The 18,545-nt window shown below is 40.8% G+C and carries 16 protein-coding genes; 10 read left to right on the top strand and 6 right to left on the bottom strand.

What is annotated here, in order from left to right; translation table 11 throughout:
- Nucleotides 1–7: 7 nt before the first annotated feature.
- Nucleotides 8–1,435: an aldehyde dehydrogenase family protein gene (locus tag DFR63_RS05225; RefSeq protein ID WP_115884889.1), complete on the bottom strand. Its 1,428-nt coding sequence runs from the start codon at nucleotides 1,433–1,435 to the stop codon at nucleotides 8–10.
- 114 nt (nucleotides 1,436–1,549) lie between these two features.
- A complete protein-coding gene (locus DFR63_RS05220; RefSeq protein WP_115884888.1) occupies nucleotides 1,550–1,897 on the bottom strand; it encodes a hypothetical protein in 348 nt (115 codons plus the stop codon).
- Nucleotides 1,898–2,093: 196 nt separating this feature from the next.
- Between DFR63_RS05220 and DFR63_RS05215 the strand changes: the two genes are divergently transcribed.
- Complete coding sequence (locus tag DFR63_RS05215; RefSeq protein ID WP_115885063.1) at nucleotides 2,094–3,107, top strand: PTS sugar transporter subunit IIC; 1,014 nt, start codon at nucleotides 2,094–2,096, stop codon at nucleotides 3,105–3,107.
- Between the two features lie 275 nt (nucleotides 3,108–3,382).
- A complete protein-coding gene (locus DFR63_RS05210; protein ID WP_115884887.1) occupies nucleotides 3,383–4,891 on the top strand; it encodes an SLC13 family permease in 1,509 nt (502 codons plus the stop codon).
- A 140-nt stretch (nucleotides 4,892–5,031) separates the two neighbouring features.
- Here the strand turns inward: DFR63_RS05210 and DFR63_RS05205 are convergent, their stop codons facing one another.
- Nucleotides 5,032–6,021, bottom strand: a complete 990-nt coding sequence (locus DFR63_RS05205; protein ID WP_170133374.1) for a YeiH family protein — start codon at nucleotides 6,019–6,021, stop codon at nucleotides 5,032–5,034.
- A gap of 171 nt (nucleotides 6,022–6,192) precedes the next feature.
- Between DFR63_RS05205 and DFR63_RS05200 the strand changes: the two genes are divergently transcribed.
- Genes DFR63_RS05200 through DFR63_RS05190 form a run of 3 tightly spaced genes read left to right on the top strand, consistent with a single transcriptional unit; the run spans nucleotide 6,193 to nucleotide 9,934 of the window.
- Nucleotides 6,193–7,191, top strand: a complete 999-nt coding sequence (locus DFR63_RS05200; RefSeq protein ID WP_115884885.1) for a TAXI family TRAP transporter solute-binding subunit — start codon at nucleotides 6,193–6,195, stop codon at nucleotides 7,189–7,191.
- A gap of 4 nt (nucleotides 7,192–7,195) precedes the next feature.
- A complete protein-coding gene (locus DFR63_RS05195) occupies nucleotides 7,196–7,711 on the top strand; it encodes a DUF1850 domain-containing protein (RefSeq protein WP_115884884.1) in 516 nt (171 codons plus the stop codon).
- A 3-nt stretch (nucleotides 7,712–7,714) separates the two neighbouring features.
- On the top strand, nucleotides 7,715–9,934 hold the full coding sequence (locus DFR63_RS05190) for a TRAP transporter permease (RefSeq protein ID WP_115884883.1): 2,220 nt from the start codon (nucleotides 7,715–7,717) through the stop codon (nucleotides 9,932–9,934).
- A gap of 64 nt (nucleotides 9,935–9,998) precedes the next feature.
- Here DFR63_RS05190 and putP read toward each other — a convergent pair whose 3' ends face one another.
- Together putP and DFR63_RS05180 are read right to left on the bottom strand one after the other, a co-directional pair.
- Nucleotides 9,999–11,564 (bottom strand): sodium/proline symporter PutP, encoded by a 1,566-nt coding sequence (putP, locus tag DFR63_RS05185; RefSeq protein ID WP_415708176.1) that lies wholly within the window; start codon nucleotides 11,562–11,564, stop codon nucleotides 9,999–10,001.
- Nucleotides 11,565–11,798: 234 nt separating this feature from the next.
- Nucleotides 11,799–12,239, bottom strand: a complete 441-nt coding sequence (locus DFR63_RS05180; RefSeq protein ID WP_115884881.1) for a YtoQ family protein — start codon at nucleotides 12,237–12,239, stop codon at nucleotides 11,799–11,801.
- Between the two features lie 103 nt (nucleotides 12,240–12,342).
- On the opposite strand from DFR63_RS05180, the gene DFR63_RS05175 reads away from it, so the two are divergent.
- From DFR63_RS05175 to DFR63_RS05165, 3 genes are all read left to right on the top strand, one after another.
- Nucleotides 12,343–13,011 (top strand): HAD family hydrolase, encoded by a 669-nt coding sequence (locus DFR63_RS05175; protein WP_115884880.1) that lies wholly within the window; start codon nucleotides 12,343–12,345, stop codon nucleotides 13,009–13,011.
- Between the two features lie 11 nt (nucleotides 13,012–13,022).
- Nucleotides 13,023–13,355 (top strand): hypothetical protein, encoded by a 333-nt coding sequence (locus DFR63_RS05170; protein WP_115884879.1) that lies wholly within the window; start codon nucleotides 13,023–13,025, stop codon nucleotides 13,353–13,355.
- Between the two features lie 172 nt (nucleotides 13,356–13,527).
- Nucleotides 13,528–15,033: a malate:quinone oxidoreductase gene (locus DFR63_RS05165; RefSeq protein WP_115884878.1), complete on the top strand. Its 1,506-nt coding sequence runs from the start codon at nucleotides 13,528–13,530 to the stop codon at nucleotides 15,031–15,033.
- Nucleotides 15,034–15,077: 44 nt separating this feature from the next.
- Here DFR63_RS05165 and DFR63_RS05160 read toward each other — a convergent pair whose 3' ends face one another.
- A complete protein-coding gene (locus DFR63_RS05160) occupies nucleotides 15,078–16,169 on the bottom strand; it encodes a PLP-dependent transferase (RefSeq protein WP_115884877.1) in 1,092 nt (363 codons plus the stop codon).
- Nucleotides 16,170–16,364: 195 nt separating this feature from the next.
- Between DFR63_RS05160 and DFR63_RS05155 the strand changes: the two genes are divergently transcribed.
- Both DFR63_RS05155 and guaC read left to right on the top strand, forming a co-directional pair.
- On the top strand, nucleotides 16,365–17,273 hold the full coding sequence (locus DFR63_RS05155; RefSeq protein ID WP_115884876.1) for a hypothetical protein: 909 nt from the start codon (nucleotides 16,365–16,367) through the stop codon (nucleotides 17,271–17,273).
- Nucleotides 17,274–17,410: 137 nt separating this feature from the next.
- Nucleotides 17,411–18,394, top strand: coding sequence for a GMP reductase (guaC, locus tag DFR63_RS05150; RefSeq protein ID WP_115884875.1), 984 nt, complete (start codon nucleotides 17,411–17,413; stop codon nucleotides 18,392–18,394).
- Nucleotides 18,395–18,545: the final 151 nt, after the last annotated feature.

Here is an 18,545-nt window from a genome sequence, read left to right as displayed (position 1 = left end):
TTTTATTTTATGAAAAATAACCTTTAATAGATTTTACTTCTAAAAATTCTTCTATGCCGTAATCGCCCCATTCACGTCCTATGCCTGACTGCTTATAGCCGCCGAATGGTAAAGTGCTCGGGCCTCCGCAATCATTAATACTGATTGTGCCGGCTTCGATGGAACGTGCAACATACTGAAGTTTTTCTTTGTTCTTGCCGACAACATAACCTGCAAGTCCGTAAACAGTGTCATTGGCTATGCGGATTGCTTCTTCTAAATCGTTATAAGTAATGACGCTCATTACAGGACCGAAAATTTCTTCCTGAGCAATAGTCATACTGTTATCAACTTCGGTAAATATCGTCGGTTTAACGAAATATCCTGTATCGAGACCTTCTGGTTTCCCTGTACCGCCGTGATACAGTGTTGCGCCTTCTTCCTGTCCTTTTTCAATATAACTCTGTACGCGGTCGAACTGTTTTTTGCTGATAAGCGGACCGACTTCTATGCCTTCTGCTCTTGGATCACCGACTTTTACAGTGCTGATTTTCTTTTTCAGTTTCTTTAAAAACTTATCTTTCTGTTCTGCCGGTATGAGTGTGCGGGTGCCCGCTGTACATACCTGACCGGTATTTCTCACTACTCTGTTTACCGCAGAAGCTGCAGCATCATCCAAATCTGCATCATCCAGTACGATTAAAGGAGATTTACCGCCGAGTTCCAGGGCTACTTTTTTAAAGTCAGCTGCTGCTTTTTCCATAATACTTTTGCCTGCCCGTCCAGAACCGGTAAATGACATCATGCGGACATCGGGATGTTCACTGAGCGGTGTGCCAACGTTTTCACCATCGCCGTTTACGAGATTAAAAACTCCTTTAGGCACGCCGGCTGCCTGGAAAATCTCTGCTAAAATACATGCGGTAACCGGCGTCTCTTCACTTGGTTTTAAAACTACCGGAGAACCAGCTGCGAAGGCCGCTGATAATTTTAAGGCGGTCTGATTGGTCGGGAAGTTCCACGGTGTAATTAAACCGGCCACCCCGATACTTTCCTTCACAATGAGTGCATCGTCCCGCTGTTCTTCAAACTCAAATGTATCGAGTGTTTCTGCAGCAGTTCTGAAATGATTTAACCCAGCGTTATAGTGGGACTTCTCAGACACTGAGAGCGGCGAACCCAGTTCGTTTGTAATAGTTTCTATCAAATCATCTTTCCGTTTCTCATATTCATCTGCAATGCGCTCTAGCATTTCCTTGCGTTCTTTTACAGGAGTATTGCGGAATTTCAGATAAACGCTGTGTGCGGCAGCGACTGCTTTGTCTACATCTTCTGAGTTCCCTGCAGCGACAGTCGCAAATACATCTTCTGTAGCCGGATTAATAACTTCTATAGTTTTACTGCTTGCGCTGTCTGTCCATTCACCATTTATAAATTGCTGATTATATTTAATCAAAGTGGAATCCTCCTAATTTGTTTATATCTGTAATAGTTATATATATATCCAATACTGTACTTTTTGAAACAAAAAGCATATAAAAAACCTGAAGAAAATCTTCAGGCTGACTGTTTATTTACGGAATGTTGAAAGGAAACTCAACGTGTTCAGACCGAACAGTCCGAGTGCTTTTTTACTTCCCTCATAACCGTGACCCGCTTTCAGATGTTTTAAGATAGCGACACCGAGGACAGTGTTAATTAGGAACGTTCCGATACGTGTAAAAGTTTTTCCGAGGAACGACAGGAAAAGGAAAATTGAACCGACAGCTTCAAAATAGCCGGCGATTTTCATCTGGTCTTTGTTGACATTGAATTCCGATTCAAAATCTTCGCCGAGATTTCCTTCAGCTTTAATCTTGTCGAGACCGCCTTCAAATACTTTAGAACCTACATATAAATTAACGAGATATTTCAGCATATTTTGCCTCCTGAAAATAATTTTTAAAATAGACAATTATTAATTATATGACCACTTTAACATAAGGATAAACATAAAATTGCAATAATTAAAATTGACTAAAAATTTTTCGTATGGTAACTTAATTTCATTGTAATTTCCTGAAAGGCTTTTCAAAAAATACACCATTATATATAAATATTTGGGGGTTTTGACAATTAACGAGCTGATAGGCATTGGTCTTCTTCTGGTTATTTTACTATTTTTCACTTTGTTTACTCACTTTGCACCTTACGGTTCAAAAGTTATGGGTGCTTTTGCAGGTGCTGCAATCGCTACATATTTGGTTGAAGCTTTAAATGCATTTGTTATCGGAGACCTTTTTGACCTCGAGTTTTTCCAGACTGCTGGAACAGTGGCAGGGAGTTTGGATGGCACGATAGTAGTTATGCTCGTCTGTCTGGCTATGAAAGTTAATCCCGTAAACTCTGCAATTCTGGCTGCAGGTTTTGGTGATATGGGACTGATTCCGGGGTTGTTTGCAGCATATATTGTATCATTTGGAGTACTCTGGCTGCAGCGGGTTATTCCTAAAGGGCTCGATTTTATCATTGTAATTTTAATCGCTTTGCCGGTTATCCGTCTGCTGGGTTTATTTATTACACCGCTTATAGACAACTCACTGCTTGAAATAGGAACGATTATTCAGACTGCTACCGATACAAGTCCACTGCTCATGGGGCTGATGCTTGGGGGCATTGTTACAGTAGTCGGTATTTCGCCGCTCAGCTCCATGGCATTAACTGCTCTGCTCGGCCTGACAGGCGTGCCGATGGCAGTAGCTGCCTTATCCGCCTTTGCTTCTTCGCCGGCAAACGCATGGTTGTTCTATAAACTTAAAATAGGAGATTTAAAATCGATTATTTCAGTAGCAATCGAGCCGCTTTCGAAAGCAGATCTGATTACTGCAAATCCTATACCTATGTACGTGACTAACTTTATAGGCGGCGGTTTATCGGGGATGGTTATTGCGATGTCGGGAATGGTAAATGATGCTCCCGGTACAGCAGCACCGGTGCCCGGATTGCTGGTAATGTTCGGTTATAATCCTGCAGCACAGGTTTTAACATATGCAGCAATATGTGCAGTGATCTCATTCCTTATTGCAGTAGCAGGTTCTTATGTATTCAGAAATACTAAAATTTATAACAGTGAAGTGCTTAACGATTAATTATAAGAAGGCTGGAACAAAAGCTTGAGGACAATAAGAGAAATGGCTTGGAAATCTTGATTTTAAGACTTCCAAGCCATTTTTTTTATAAAATGAATAGTATTAATACAATAATATATTTCAGATTCACTTAATGCAAAAATTTATGTGCAGAAAAATAAAAAAATTCAAGACTTTGAAAGTATTGTGACATATTAAACGATAAAGGGTAATGAGAAGTAAATCATGTTATATTAGTAGTAAATCCAAAGAGATATTAAAGGAGAGATTGTCTAATGGCAGACAAGAAGGAAAAAGAAAAGAAGGGTTATAAGCCAGTCTGGATTATCGTTGCTTTCTTAGTTTTAGTAATCATTAACTTTTTACCTGCTCCGGAAGCACTCGGGGTCATCGGACTCAGAGCACTGTCAGTTCTGGCATTCGCGGTAATCATGTGGGTAACAGAGGCTGTTAAATACCCGGTCTCTGCAGTAATGATTGTCGGTTTGCTTATTATTTTACTCGGGCTGTCACCGGTGCCTGCAAATGATATTGGCGCCGCACTTGATGTGCCTGACGGCACAGAACAATTTGGTACAAGAAATGCCCTGTCGTTAGCTTTTTCAGGTTTCTCAAGCTCGGCATTGGCACTCGTCGCAGCAGCCCTTTTTCTTGCCAGTGCCATGCAGATTACCAATCTGCATAAGCGTCTCGCTCTCTACGTATTGAGAATTGTTGGAAATAAAACGAATGCGATTGTATTGGGAACGATTCTGGTCTCGATTTTACTGGCCTTTTTCGTCCCGTCAGCAACGGCAAGAGCAGGTGCAATCATACCGATTTTAATAGGTATGGTCGCAGCCTTCGGTATGTCGAAAGATAGTAAACTTGCTACCTTATTAATTGTTACTGCTGTACAGGCAGTATCAATTTGGAACGTCGGCATCAAAACTGCCGCAGCACAAAACCTCGTAGCCGTCGGATTTATTAACGAAGCGATGGGCGAGGATGTATCGTGGATTGACTGGTTTATCTATGCAGCGCCGTTTTCAATTATAATGAGTATACTTCTTTACTTTGTAATGACACGTTTCTTTAAAGCCGAAACTGATGAAATCAGCGGCGGCCGGGAGCTTATTGATAAAGAACTTGCGGAACTCGGCCCGATTAAACCTATAGAATGGCGCTTAATTATAATCGCTACGCTGCTGCTCATCTTTTGGGCTACAGAAGGTATATTGCATCCGTTTGATTCATCTTCAGTTACGTTAATTGCTCTTGCACTTATGCTGTCGCCTAAAGTCGGTGTGTTTACCTGGAAAGAAGTGGAAGGCACAATTAACTGGGGAACAATTATCGTATTTGCGATTGGGATATCACTCGGTACCGTTCTGCTACGAACAGGTGCAGCACAATGGTTATCCGATGTAACATTCGGTGCGATGGGGCTCGATGCATTCCCGCTGGTTGCAGTCATTGCGCTTGTTTCTGTATTTAACATTATTATTCACCTCGGATTTGCGAGTGCAACTTCACTTGCATCTGCGCTGATCCCGGTATTTATCGCGTTAACAACTACGCTGAATATGGGGGATGCATCACTTGGTTTTGTACTGGTTCAGCAATTTGTTATTTGTTTCGGATTCCTTCTGCCGGTAAGTGCACCGCAAAATATGCTTGCTTACGGAACCGGAACCTTTACAGTAAACGACTTACTGAAATCCGGTATCTTCCTTACAGTCGGAGGCTATCTGCTTATTATTCTTCTGTCTGCGACATATTGGCAGTGGATTGGTCTGCTGTAAAAGAAATGGATATTAGCCGTTCTCTTTAAGAGAGCGGTTATTTTTTATTTTAGAATGTCTTGGGCTGGATGCACTCCTTGCTGTACAACATTATAAGATGAACTGAAAAAGGACAGCTGACGTCAGCTGTCCTTTTTTATTTAAATAATAGATGCAATATAAAATGTAATTACCGATAATAAAATCGATGTAATAACTAAAGCGTAAAGCGGCTTTAATGCTTTTTCCCGGATGGATTGCAGTGAAACACTGAGACCGAGACCAACCATGGCCATAACCATGAACAGAGTGGTCAGCTGATCAATTACTGCGCTCAACCCTTCAGGTATTGTGATAAATGTATTTAAGATTGCTATCAGGACGAAAAAGAAAAGAAAGTAAGGAATATCAACTTTTCCGCCGGTTTTCTTATGCTGTTTTCTGGAAACGAAATACATCAGCAGAAAACTTACAGGAATAAGCAGAAATACTCTGCTTAATTTAGAAAGTAAGGCCATTGCCATACCCTCGTCATTCGCACTGCCCCCTGCCAGTACAACCTGAGCAATTTCATGGAGACTGAGACCGCTCCATACACCATATGTAATATCATTCATATCGAATAATGGGCCGATAAATGTATAGCTGAGGGCAAAGACTGTTCCCACAACAGAAATCAAACCGATACTGATAGCAGTATCTTCTTCTTTCGCCTTGATGATTGAACTGACTGCAGATATCGCCGCAGCCCCGCAAATTCCAGTTCCTGCAGCCAGCAGAAACATAATTGATGAATTAGTTTTAAAATACTTATTCAATATATGCATAAGGGTAAAACTGAACACGATGACACCGATGCCTAGAAGAATCATAATCCAGCCATCGCTGATAATTAATTGCAGGTTAAGTTTAAAACCGTACAGTACGATAGCAAAACGCAGAAGTTTTTTGGCTGAAAATGTAATTCCGGGACGTAAAGCTTCAGGATAGCCGAGAGTCTGCCTGTAAATTACGCCGATAACAAGTGCTACTGCCAGTGCGCCGATACTTGAAATAACCGGTAACTTTGAGAGCGTAATGCTTAAAACAGCGACGATAAAAGTAAATAAAATACCAAAAATAAATGTTCTGTTGAAATATTTATATATCATATTTGTGCACCTCATTAATGATAATAGTAGCACTTTAACAAGATTGTGGGAATCAGGAAAATGAATCATGGAAAAGGTATAAAATTAAATAGGAATTTTCTAATTATTGAAAGCGTTTTTATGTTAAGATTGCTGGTAAGAAAGTAAAAAAATTGAAAGGGGACTAATTTAATGAAAAAGAACCAATGGTTTTTAATGATGTTGTCTGCAGTTTTGCTGGTTTTAGCAGCATGCGGGGATGACTCAGGTGACGAACAGGAGAGCAGCGGAGAGTCAGGGGATGTTGCAGGCGGAGAGGACTGGATCGAAAATGTTACTCTGCTTACAGGCGGCGAAGCCGGAGTCTACTTCCCCTTAGGAGTTGCGATGGCTGATATTATTGATTCTTCTCTCGATAATGTGAGTGCTACGGGTGTATCTTCTGGAGCATCTGTTTCTAATGCGGAACAGTTAAATAACGGAGAAGCCCAGCTCGCTCTCGTGCAGAATGACATCGCATTTTACGGTGCTGAGGGAAGTAATATGTTCAGTGAAGTTCTCGATAACTACAGCGGTGTATTCACTATTTATCCTGAAACAGTTCAGCTGGTTACTTTAGCGGACTCAGGTATTGAATCAGTGGCTGATCTTGAAGGAAAACGTGTTGCTATCGGTGACATGGGATCTGGAACGGAAGCAAATGCTAATCAGATTATCGAAGCACATGGCATGACAGTTGACGACATTGATGCTCAATACTTAGACTTTGCGGATGCTTCTACTAACTTGCAAGATGGGAACGTTGATGCTGCTTTTGTTACTGCAGGAACACCGACCGGTGCTATTCAGGAACTAAGTGCAAGTGCAGATGTGAGAATTGTGAGTTTTGATGAAGATGCAATGGATAGTCTGATGGAAGAATACACTTATTATACAAAACAAGACATCCCTGCAGATGCATATGATAACTTTGACAGCACAGCATCTACAGTTGCAGTGCAGGCGATGCTGATTGCTTCCAATGATATTCCGGAAGACCAGATGTACGAAATGACTAAAGCAATTTTTGATAACCTGGACCAAATGGCGAATGCTCATGTCCGCGGGGAAGAGCTGTCACTTGATACTGCAGAAGAAGGTATGTCAATCGATCTGCATCCGGGTGTTCAGCGCTATTATGATGAGCAGTGATTAAATGAGTAAAGATAACTGTAAAAAGGCATTGCATATACGCAATGCCTTTTTATCCCTTACAAGTCTTTTTATCCTCCTGGAGATAGCGATAATATTTCAGCTGAATCAGCCGTTAAAAATTATTATTGAAGATATGAGCACTGAAGAAAAGCTGTTTGTACAGAATATTGAATATGGAGAACAGTTTGCAGTGAATTATATACATTCTGTCGAACGTTCGCCGGTAAGTGAAGTTTTTGAAGTGCGGAGTGATGGAATTTATACGATGGAAAGTCATACAGAATCGTTTGGGGCAGGTATGCCTTATGAGGGTGAAGATGTCGAAATAGATGATGGGAAGTTCATCATCAAAAATATAAATCGTAAAGTACATGGAGGTACGTTGCGAATCAGACCTTCCTCAGTGTTTCCTCACCATATTGTAATAGGGGACAAAGATATCCTCATTTCTGAGGCACCTTATAAAGGGAAAAATTTAGAAGTGAAATTAATGAAAGGTTATTTTAGAGGTGATTAACTAATGGATGCTAAAGAACAACAGAAATTAATTCAGGAATTGGAAGGCAGCGACAGAGATCTTGGAAAGAAGCTGACGATACTGGTTAGTTCGCTTTCTATTCTGCTGGCGGTATTCCATCTTTATGTAGCAGGGTTCGGCTTGCCAGGCATCGGCTCAAAAACATTTTTGATTATTCACCTTACGCTGGCAATAGTACTGGTGTTTTTAATTTTTCCGATCAAAAAAGGAACATCTCAAAAAACAATTCCGATATATGATTTTATTCTAGCAGCAATATCGCTTCTGTTAGGGATATATTTAATACAAAGACAGGATGCACCAGAAATAATGTCAGCACGTCCAACAGATTTAGATTTGATTATGGGTGCGCTATTTATCGTTATTGTTATCGAAGCGACCAGGCGGGTTGTTGGTTTGCCGCTTGTAATTATTGCGCTGATAGGAATCGGTTATTTCTTTGCCGGAGAATTTTTACCTGGACAGTTTTACCACAACAGAGGTGACTTCTCAAGATTCGTATACGAAATTACATACAGAAGTAATGGTATCTTCGGCACGCCAATATACGCTTCCGCCCAGTTTGTATTTATTTTTATACTATTTGGAGCAATACTCGAGTCAACTGGAGCTGGAAAGATGTTCATTGATCTTGCCATACGCGGATTTGGTAAATACAAAGGCGGGCCTGCCAAAGCAAGCGTGGTAGCAAGCGGAATGATGGGAAGTATCTCAGGCAGTTCGACTGCGAATGCGGTGACTACGGGAACATTTACAATTCCTTTAATGAAGAAAGTAGGATTTCCGCCGCATGTTGCCGGAGGCGTTGAGGTTGCTGCATCATCGAGTGGGCAGTTTCTTCCTCCTGTAATGGGGGCTGCTGCATTTATAATGGTGGAATTTACAGGTATTCCTTACTTTGAAATTATTAAAAGTGCGTTGATACCAGCGCTGCTTGCCTATGTCGGAATATTGTTCATGGTTCATTTCGAAGCCAACAAACATAATATATCCGGTATCGACAGGTCTGAAATGACATCGGCAAGAAAGCTGCTGCTCAGTCAGGGTTATCTGATTGTACCTATTTTAATATTGCTTTACTTCCTGGTAGTTGAAAGAGCGTCAGTTAATGCTTCGGCATTTTACTCGATTATCGCCATGATTATTATTGCTTTTTTTGCATATCGTTTTAAAGAAAGTATGGGACGGACGATTATATTTGCCGCAATATTACTGGCTTTAACGTTCTCTATGCAGTATTTAATTGTATTTGTGAATCAGGGTCTGTCAGTATTCGATAATGCGCTCGGTTTAGGTCTGTTTAATGCTGAAACTATCCGCTGGCGCAGTCCGATATTTACCATGGTGCTCGGCGGTATTATTGTCGCTCTGCTTTTTGCGATATTCCAGAAGATGACCAAGCGGGATGTGGCGCCGCAAAAGTACGGCTTTAAACAGCTGCTGGAAGGTTTCGATAAAGCATCCAGAAACGCCTTAAGTATTGTTGTTGCTTGTGCGACAGCAGGTATTCTGATCGGCGTAATCACAACGAGCGGCTTATCAACTAAATTCACAAGAATAGTCATCAATTTTTCAGACACGCTTGAAAGTACGCTGCCGAACTTTATGATTACTGATAATACTCAGCTGTATATTGCGCTTATTCTGACGGTATTTGCATGTCTCTTGCTTGGTATGGGGCTGCCGACCACGGCGACGTACGTAGTGCTTGCGGCTGTTATAGCTCCTGTGCTGACAAACCTTGGATTGCCGATCATAGTGGCACACTTGTTTGTATTGTACTATGGTGTTCTTGCTGACGATACGCCTCCGATCAATCTGCCGGCGTATGCGACAGCTGGTATAGCGAAAGCAGGGCCGATCAGAACTGGAGTGCAAGGTTTTAAATATGACTCGGCTGCGCTTCTTCTGCCGTTTATGTTCGCAATAAACCCTACAATTCTGCTGATTACAGACGCAAGTGCAATGGAAATGATCTGGGCAATTATAACAGCGGCAGTCGGTATGGCGATGTTTGCGTCCTTTATACAAAACTTTATGTTTGTGAAATATAATATTGCAGAAAGAATCATTGCTGTTATAACGGCTCTCTTGTTTATCCAGAGCGATCTTATAACCGATTCAATAGGTTTCGGTCTGTTCATTCTGCTTGTTCTCTATCAGCTGTATAAGAAGAAAAAGAGAGAACCGGCGGCAGCTTAATAAAAAAGAAAGTGAAACACGCGGCCGTAAAATACGGCCGCGTGTTTTTAAGTTCAGTATAGGTTTACTTATCTTCTTTTAAAATTCTTTCAGTTTCTTCAAATTCCTGTTTCATTTCCGGTTGAAGTTCACTCTGAGTCATCTTACTTACGATGATACCTAACAAGGTAGCGACGATTACACCAGGAACGATTTCATACAAACCTGTACCGAATGTACCGGCTGCAATCCATATAATAACAGTTGCGGCCCCACCGATGATTGACGCGATAGCACCAGAACGTGTCATGCCTTTCCAGTGCAGAGCCATAACTATCAGAGGACCAAATGCAGCACCGAAACCGGCCCATGCATTGGCGACAATATCAAGAATGACTGACTCGTCATCCCATGCTATAACAATTGCAACAAGCGCAACAATAATGACAGATATTCTTCCGACTAAAACAAAAAGTTTGTCTTGTTCTTCTTCGGATTTGGTTTCTGTCCCGCCGATCATTTTCAGACGAATCATTTTATAGAAATCCTGAACAAGCGAACTTGAAGTGACTAACAGCTGAGATGAAATAGTACTCATAATAGCTGCTAAAATTGCTGCCAGGAAGAATCCGCCGACTAATGGATGAAATAATACCTGACTCATTAGAACCAGAATCGTTTCGGCATCTGCTACTTCGTGCCGGGTAGCATCCGTAAATGCGATACCAAGTAACCCTGTTAAGCAGGCTCCGATTAGTGAAATTGCCATCCAGATAATACCGATACGTCGTGCCTGAGGAACAATCTTATGAGATCTTATCGACATAAAGCGGACGATGATATGCGGCTGTCCGAAATAACCGAAGCCCCATGCCAGGTTACCGATAATAGTAATAATAGAAACCCCGCTGATTAAGGACAGATAGTTGATGTCCGCTATCGCGCCGAGCTCTTCTATTCTTACAAACGGCTCAATGCCTTGTCCTGTGAGAGTCATCCATGTGGCAATCGGAATCATAACGATAGCAATAAACATTATCGTCCCTTGGAAGAAGTCGGTCAGACTTACAGCAAGGTAACCGCCAAAGAATGTATAGATTACAACGACTCCTGCTGTAAGGAATAGGCCCCAGTGATACGGCAGGTTAAATGCACTCTCGAACAATTTACCGCCTGATACCATGCCGCTCGCTGTATAAACAGCGAAGAATATAACGATTACGAGGCCAGCTATAATTCTCAGCATGTGCTTGTGGTCTTTAAAACGATTTTCAAAAAAGTCCGGAAGCGTAATTGAATCGTGGGAAACTTCCGAGTATACACGGAGTCTCGGAGCGACCACTATGTAGTTTACGTAGGCACCAATTGTTAAACCGGCGGCAATCCAAATACTTGAAAGTCCGACGCTGTACATACTGCCCGGAAGCCCCATCAGCATCCAGCCTGACATGTCGGAAGCCCCGGCGGACAAGGCGGTAACCCATGGACCGATGTTGCGCCCGCCGAGCATATACTCGTTAAGGTTTGATGTGGACTTTTTATAAGCGTATATTCCGATTGCAATCAGAAGGATAAAATACACTGCCATCATCAAATATTGTTCCCAACCCGCTGTAAACGTAAAAGCGGATCCTGTTACTGTGTTAAGAATCAAAATAAATCCTCTCCCCTTTGCAAAATAAATTCGAGCTGTTTGCAGAATTTAAAATCAATTACACAAACATATGAAAATTCCATCTTTTTAAATTAAAAGAATAGAATTACACCTAAGCCGATTATAACCATCATGGCTTGTTATTACAATGCGAATCGGGGAATAGTCTGTGAATTCAAATACAAATCCGCCCGGCATACCTGATACCGGGCGGGTTGAGTGAATGATATTTTACTTGTAAATATACTCTAAAACTTCAATTGCCTGTTCAACAGAATTTGTAACGACATTTGCTTTATTTGAAATTTCTTTTAATGGATGAATTAATTTCTCTGGACGCACTAAAATCAACGGTTTGCCTGAGTTAATTGCTGTCGTCGCATCCATTGCTGTATTCCATTGCTTGTATTCCTCTCCAAACAAGGCAATAACTACGTCAGCTTTGTTCATTAAAACCTGGGTGCGCAGATTATTAATACTGGATGCTGCATCATCGCGGTAATATTTATTCGGCTGCTCACCTAAAATATTTTCACCGATGTCATCCGATAAATCGTGATCCGTCTGAGGTGATACAAAAGTTAACGGTAAATCTTTCTCTTTGGCCAGAGCCTGAATTTTGTCTCTCCAGCTGCTGTGAATCTCGCCTGCTAAATATACTGTTAAATCCATGAAACAACCTCCTATTAGTCATTGCATATTAGTATATACCCTAATCTATTTATGGTAAAATATTTAGAGTAGATTAATTATCCAGAGAAAGGAATAGACCGATATGAAAGTGGCATTATTTGATTTTGACGGGACTTTATATCCGCATGAAACCTTTGAAACACTTCGTGCACATTTAAAAAATCACCCGAAATTTAAAAAGAACTATAAGCATTTTGTTCGCTATTTTGCGCCGACTTATTTTGGCTATAAAATGAAAATGGTGACGAAAATTAAAATGCAGCACAGAGCGTTGGAATCTTATATACTTTCATTTAAAGGTTATTCCAAACGTGAAATTGATGAATTTTTTTCGGATGTTGCCGCTTCGATGAGTAACGAGCTCAGGACTTCGTTGCTTGAAAAAATTCAGCAGCTGAAACAGGACAACTACTATGTAGTACTGATTTCAGGCGCTTTTATACCTTTATTGGAAGCATTATTTAAAGGTGTGGGTTTTGATTATATCGTCGGCTCAAAAATTCATTATAATGGTGATAAGCTGGATTATAAAACGCGGTTTGAACGCATGTTTGCTGAACGCAAAATTGATATTATAAAGGAACACTTCCAAAACAAAGAAGTGGACTGGCTGAACAGTCAGGCCTACAGTGACAGTATAACGGATCTTAAAATGCTGGAGCTTGTGGGTAAACCAGTAGCAGTTGCACCGGACAGCGACCTGAGATCAGTTGCGCAGGACAAAAATTGGAAAATATTAAATGATATTTAGGAGGATAAACTGTGAGTTTAATTAACTTAACCGAAGCGGATCTTTATCCGACAGAGAAATTCGGACCATCACTTGAAGGAACTTTATTATATAAAGTCAGAGACCAGGCACATTTCCCGGGTGCATATATGACGACGAATGAACGGCTGTTTATGAATGTCGATATGAATGGCGAGCCATATACCAGAGTATTTGCCTACACGGATATCGTGCGTGCATTTGTTGAGGATGATGTGCTGTTTATCGCATTCCCAGAAGGTATGGGTAAGATTGCGATGGTTGACATAGTGTCTGGAAGTGCAGATGAATTTGCTGAATACGTGAATGAGAAGAGTGGAAAATAGACTTACTGAGAATGTACTGGGACAGTGCATCTTTTTTGAGTTTAATTAGTATAACACTTTTAACAAATAGTATGACACATTTCATGATATGGCTTTCAGGATCCAAGAAAAAGGAGTATACTGTTACTGAATATTAATATATTAAACATGGATAAGGGGCATCAATTTAAGTATGACTACTTCTATTAGCAAAACGGATGTGGTTCTGATTGGTGGCGGGATTATGAGTGCCACGCTTGGAACACTATTAAAAGAATTAAAACCTGACTGGAACATTAAAGTTTTTGAAAAACTTGATGATGTTGCAGTCGAGAGCTCGAACGCATGGAATAATGCCGGCACAGGGCATTCGGCACTGTGCGAACTGAATTATACCCCGGAACAGGCTGACGGCTCGATAGAAATTTCAAAAGCGATTAAGATTAACGAGCAGTTCCAGATTTCGAAACAGCTCTGGGCGTATTTAATTGAAAAAGGATATTTAGATTCTCCGGAAGATTTTATCCGTACAGTACCGCATATGAGTTTTGTGGAAGGCGAAAAGAATGTTGAATTCCTTAAAAAACGTGTGGAAAAACTAACTGAAAGTCCTCTGTTTGAAGGTATGGAATACAGCGATGATTACAATGTTCTTAAAGAATGGCTGCCGCTGATGATGGAAGGACGCAAGCCTGATGAAGAGATTGGTGTAACACGCATTGATTCAGGAACGGATATTAACTTTGGCAGTCTGACTAAAAAGTTATTTAAGAGACTTGAAGAACAAGGTGTGGAAATGAATTTCAAGCATGCTGTTCAGGACATCCGCCGCACTCAAAAAGACAAGTGGCAGGTCAAAGTTAAGAACTTGAACAACAGTAAAATGGAATATCATACCGCTGATTTTGTATTTATCGGTGCAGGAGGCGGCAGTCTGCCGCTTCTGCAAAAGACAAATATTCCTGAGTCTAAAAATATTGGGGGCTTCCCGGTAAGTGGTCTCTTCCTCGTGTGTGATGATGAAGAAATCGTAAATCAGCACGAGGCTAAAGTATACGGCAAAGCCAAAGTCGGTGCACCACCGATGTCTGTACCTCATCTCGATACACGCTATATCGACGGTAAAAGATCACTGTTATTTGGACCGTTTGCGGGCTTCTCTCCGAAATTCCTGAAAACGGGATCGTATCTAGATTTATTCGGCTCTGTAAAACCGAATAACGTACTGACTATGCTGTCAGCGGGCGCGAAAGAGCTTGGATTGACTAAATATTTAATACAGCAAGTTCTCTTAAAAGAAGAACAGCGTATGGATGAGCTGAGAGAATTTATTCCGGAAGCACGTTCAGAAGACTGGAAGACGATTACAGCGGGACAACGTGTTCAAATGATTAAGGATACGGATAAAGGAAAAGGTACATTAATGTTCGGTACAGAGACAATTGTATCGGAAGACGGATCTATCGCCGCGCTTCTCGGAGCATCTCCGGGTGCTTCTGTGTGTGTGGATGCTATGCTCGAACTCTTGAGTCGGGCATTTCCCGAAGATTTCGGATTATGGCAGGACAAGATTAAAGAAATGATTCCAACATACGGAGTTTCTCTGTCAGATAATCCTGATTTGTTCAAAGAAATGAATGAACGCACTACCGATACTTTAGGACTGAAAAGTCACGAAGCAGGAGCATTATTGAGCTAAATAATACAAAAGGCATCGTCTCCCCCGAGGAGGCGATGCCTTTTTTATTTTACAGATTTATTTAGCGCCTGTTCAATATCCTGAATGATATCATCAGAACTTTCGATACCTATTGAAAGCCTGATTAATGAATCGTCGATGCCGCGTTTAATGCGTTCTTCATCCGGCATTTCCGCATGAGTCTGTGTAAAAGGGAAGGTGATGAATGTTTCAGTGCCGCCGAGGCTCTCGGCGAAAGTACAGACTTCAATATTTTCTAAGAATGTGTTTACGCTGTGAGTTTCTTTAAAACGCAGGCTCAGCATCCCTGTTGTGCCGGCGTAGAGAACTTCTTCGACTGCTTCATGATTTTCAAAATGAGCTGCTGTTTTCCTGGCATTCTCAATAGCACGGTCCATGCGCACGTGCAAAGTTTTTAATCCGCGGAGCAGCAAAAAGCCGTCGAAAGGAGACAAGGTTGCCCCAATCATGTTGTGATACAGGCTGAGCGACTCAGCAAGTACTTCATCTTTAACAGTGACAACACCGGCTAGCACATCGTTATGGCCGCCGATATATTTAGTAGCCGAATGAAGGACGATATCTGCACCGTCAATAAGCGGACGCGATAAATACGGCGTTAAAAATGTATTGTCAATGATAGTAATTATGTCGTTTTCCTGCGCGAGTTTGTACAGGGGGGCTAAATCAGTTTTTTCCATCGAAGGGTTGGTAATAGGCTCTATAAAAAAAGCTCTTGTATTGCTGTTGATAAGAGAAGTCAGTTCAGCGTGGTTGTTAAAGTCTGCATAATGAAATTTCACATTATATTTCTGTTCGTAAAAATCAAAAATACGATATGTACCGCCATATAAATCAAAACTTACGAGCACCTCATCTCCGCTGTTAAACAAATTGCAGCACAGCTGGACAGCAGCCATCCCGCTTGACGTTGCGAATGAATGAGTTCCGCCTTCCAGGTCTGCGAATGCTTCTTCAAAATGTGTGCGTGTTGGATTTTTGGTGCGTGTGTAATCATATCCTGTCGATTTACCCACACCTTCATGTTCGAATGCAGTTGATAAATATATAGGGTTAGTCGTTGCACCGGTGTGATCCGGCTTTAATGAGATTTGTGATAATTTAGTATCCAATATTTATCATCCTCTTCTTTTATGTATTTTTTAGAAAGATATTATAAATATATAAATTAAGCCGGTATAAGTCAATGATTTAGTAGAATATTGCGAAAACTCTACTCGGGTAACGACAATACACTGCGCTAAAAAATGGTAGATAAAAGTAACGATAAGCGTTATAATTAGGTTAATTAAATTACAGGAGTGATACGAGTGAGTCAGTCACAGAACGCTATATACTATACAACAGCTCAAGTAACGGACATGGTCGAACTGTCTGATCAGAACGTTAGAAAGTACGTTAGATTACTTGAAGACAGAAATTATGAAGTTGCTAAAGATGAACATAACAGAAGATTATTTTCAAAAAAAGATGTGAGTGTCTTACAGGAAATGATTAAAATTGCCAAGTCCCCGGGAAATACACTGGACTCTGCGGCAGATGAAATTATAGAAAATATGGACGACTTTGAAGAAACGAAAAGTGAGAATCAGGTATCGAAAATGTCGGATAACGACGTATCAAGATTGCTTGCTTTAGTGCTTGAAAAGCTGGATGAAATCCAAAATGAAAACAAAGAACTTAAATCAAATATAAGTACACTTGTACACAGGTTGGAAGAGTACGATCGTAATGCTCTTGAATACAATCCAGTCGAAAAGGTGGAAACATTTTTAGCGGAAGAGGCATACGAAAGCGAAAAATCGCCGCAGACTGAAGAAGATACTGATGAAACTGTACAGGCTGAAGAAACCAAAGCTGATGAAACATCGGATGAAGCGGTCATGGAAGAAACCGTGACACCGGAAACAACTGAAGAAGAGATTGTTGCAGAAGCACCAGCTGAAGAAGAATCTAGGAATGCTGGAGAAGAAAATATCGAAGAAGAATCCGCCGAAGCAGAAACCGAAGAACTTGATACAGAAGAAACCGAAACTGCTGAAACACCGGCAGAACAAAATACAGGAACAATTGACCTGAGCGCCGAGGAAGAAAAAGCTGAGGAGAATGTATCGTCTGCTTCAGAAGAACTGGATAACAGCAGCGAAACAGCAAAACAGCAAATCGAGGAGCCTAAAAAAGGCTTCTTCGGTAAATTAGCAAGCATGTTTAAAGGATAGAATCGAAATTTATTTCGATTCTTTTTTTATTTTTTTCAGATTGATTGACATGTGAATATAAAACTACTATAATCCCTATTGGCGAACGAGATTGCAAAAACAGTTAAATAATATACGGATTAGAGGAGCGTTTTATTATGGATAGCGTTTTTGATTATGAGGATATACAGTTAATTCCGAACAAATGTATTGTGGACAGTCGTTCAGAATGTGATACTTCAATTGAATTTGGGAAACACACATTCAAGCTGCCGGTAGTACCTGCAAATATGCAGACTATTATTGACGAGAATATTGCTGAATATTTGGCGAAAAATGGATATTTTTATATCATGCATCGTTTCAACCCTGAAACACGTATTGATTTTATTAATAAAATGAGAGATAAAAATCTGATTTCATCTATAAGTGTCGGTATCAAACCGGAAGAATACGATTTTGTTATCAGTTTAAAAGAACAGGGATTAATTCCTGACTATATTACAATCGATATTGCTCACGGTCATTCCGATAGAGTAATCGATATGATTAAGCATATTAAAAAACATATTCCTGAAACATTTTTAATTGCAGGTAATGTCGGGACACCTGAGGCAGTCAGAGAATTGGAGCATGCAGGAGCAGATGCAACTAAAGTCGGCATTGGTCCTGGTAAGGTTTGCATTACTAAAATTAAAACAGGCTTCGGTACAGGCGGATGGCAGCTTGCTGCACTTCGATTATGTGCAAAAGCAGCTTCTAAGCCGATTATCGCAGACGGCGGAATCCGTACGCACGGAGATATTGCTAAATCTGTAAGATTCGGGGCATCTATGGTTATGATCGGTTCACTATTTGCAGGACACGAAGAATCTCCTGGTACTGTTTATGAAGAAAATGGCAAGAAGTATAAAGAGTACTTCGGTTCGGCTTCTGAATTCCAAAAAGGTGAACATAAAAACGTAGAAGGCAAAAAAATGTATGTAGAATACAAAGGGCCATTAGCAGCTACACTGACTGAAATGCAGCAGGATCTGCAGTCATCTATTTCATATGCCGGCGGCAAGGAATTAGATGCAATCCGTACAGTAGATTATGTAGTTGTTAAAAACTCAATTTTCAACGGTGATAAAGTATATTAATATTTTGAGAAAAGGACCGCATGCGATATGCGGCCTTTTTTGTGTTTGATTTTGTTCTTGGCTGGCTGGGATTGGCATGGTCGGTTCTCATATGCATCTGATCCTCGCAGAATCGGCATAAGCTGCCGTCTATTGAAAAAACACCGGATTC

Source organism: Jeotgalicoccus halotolerans, from assembly GCF_003387165.1.
Taxonomy (GTDB): Bacteria; Bacillota; Bacilli; order Staphylococcales; family Salinicoccaceae; genus Jeotgalicoccus; species Jeotgalicoccus halotolerans.
The sequence above is the reverse complement of the archived record's forward strand: the minus strand, read 5'-3'. Positions and strand labels throughout refer to the sequence as shown.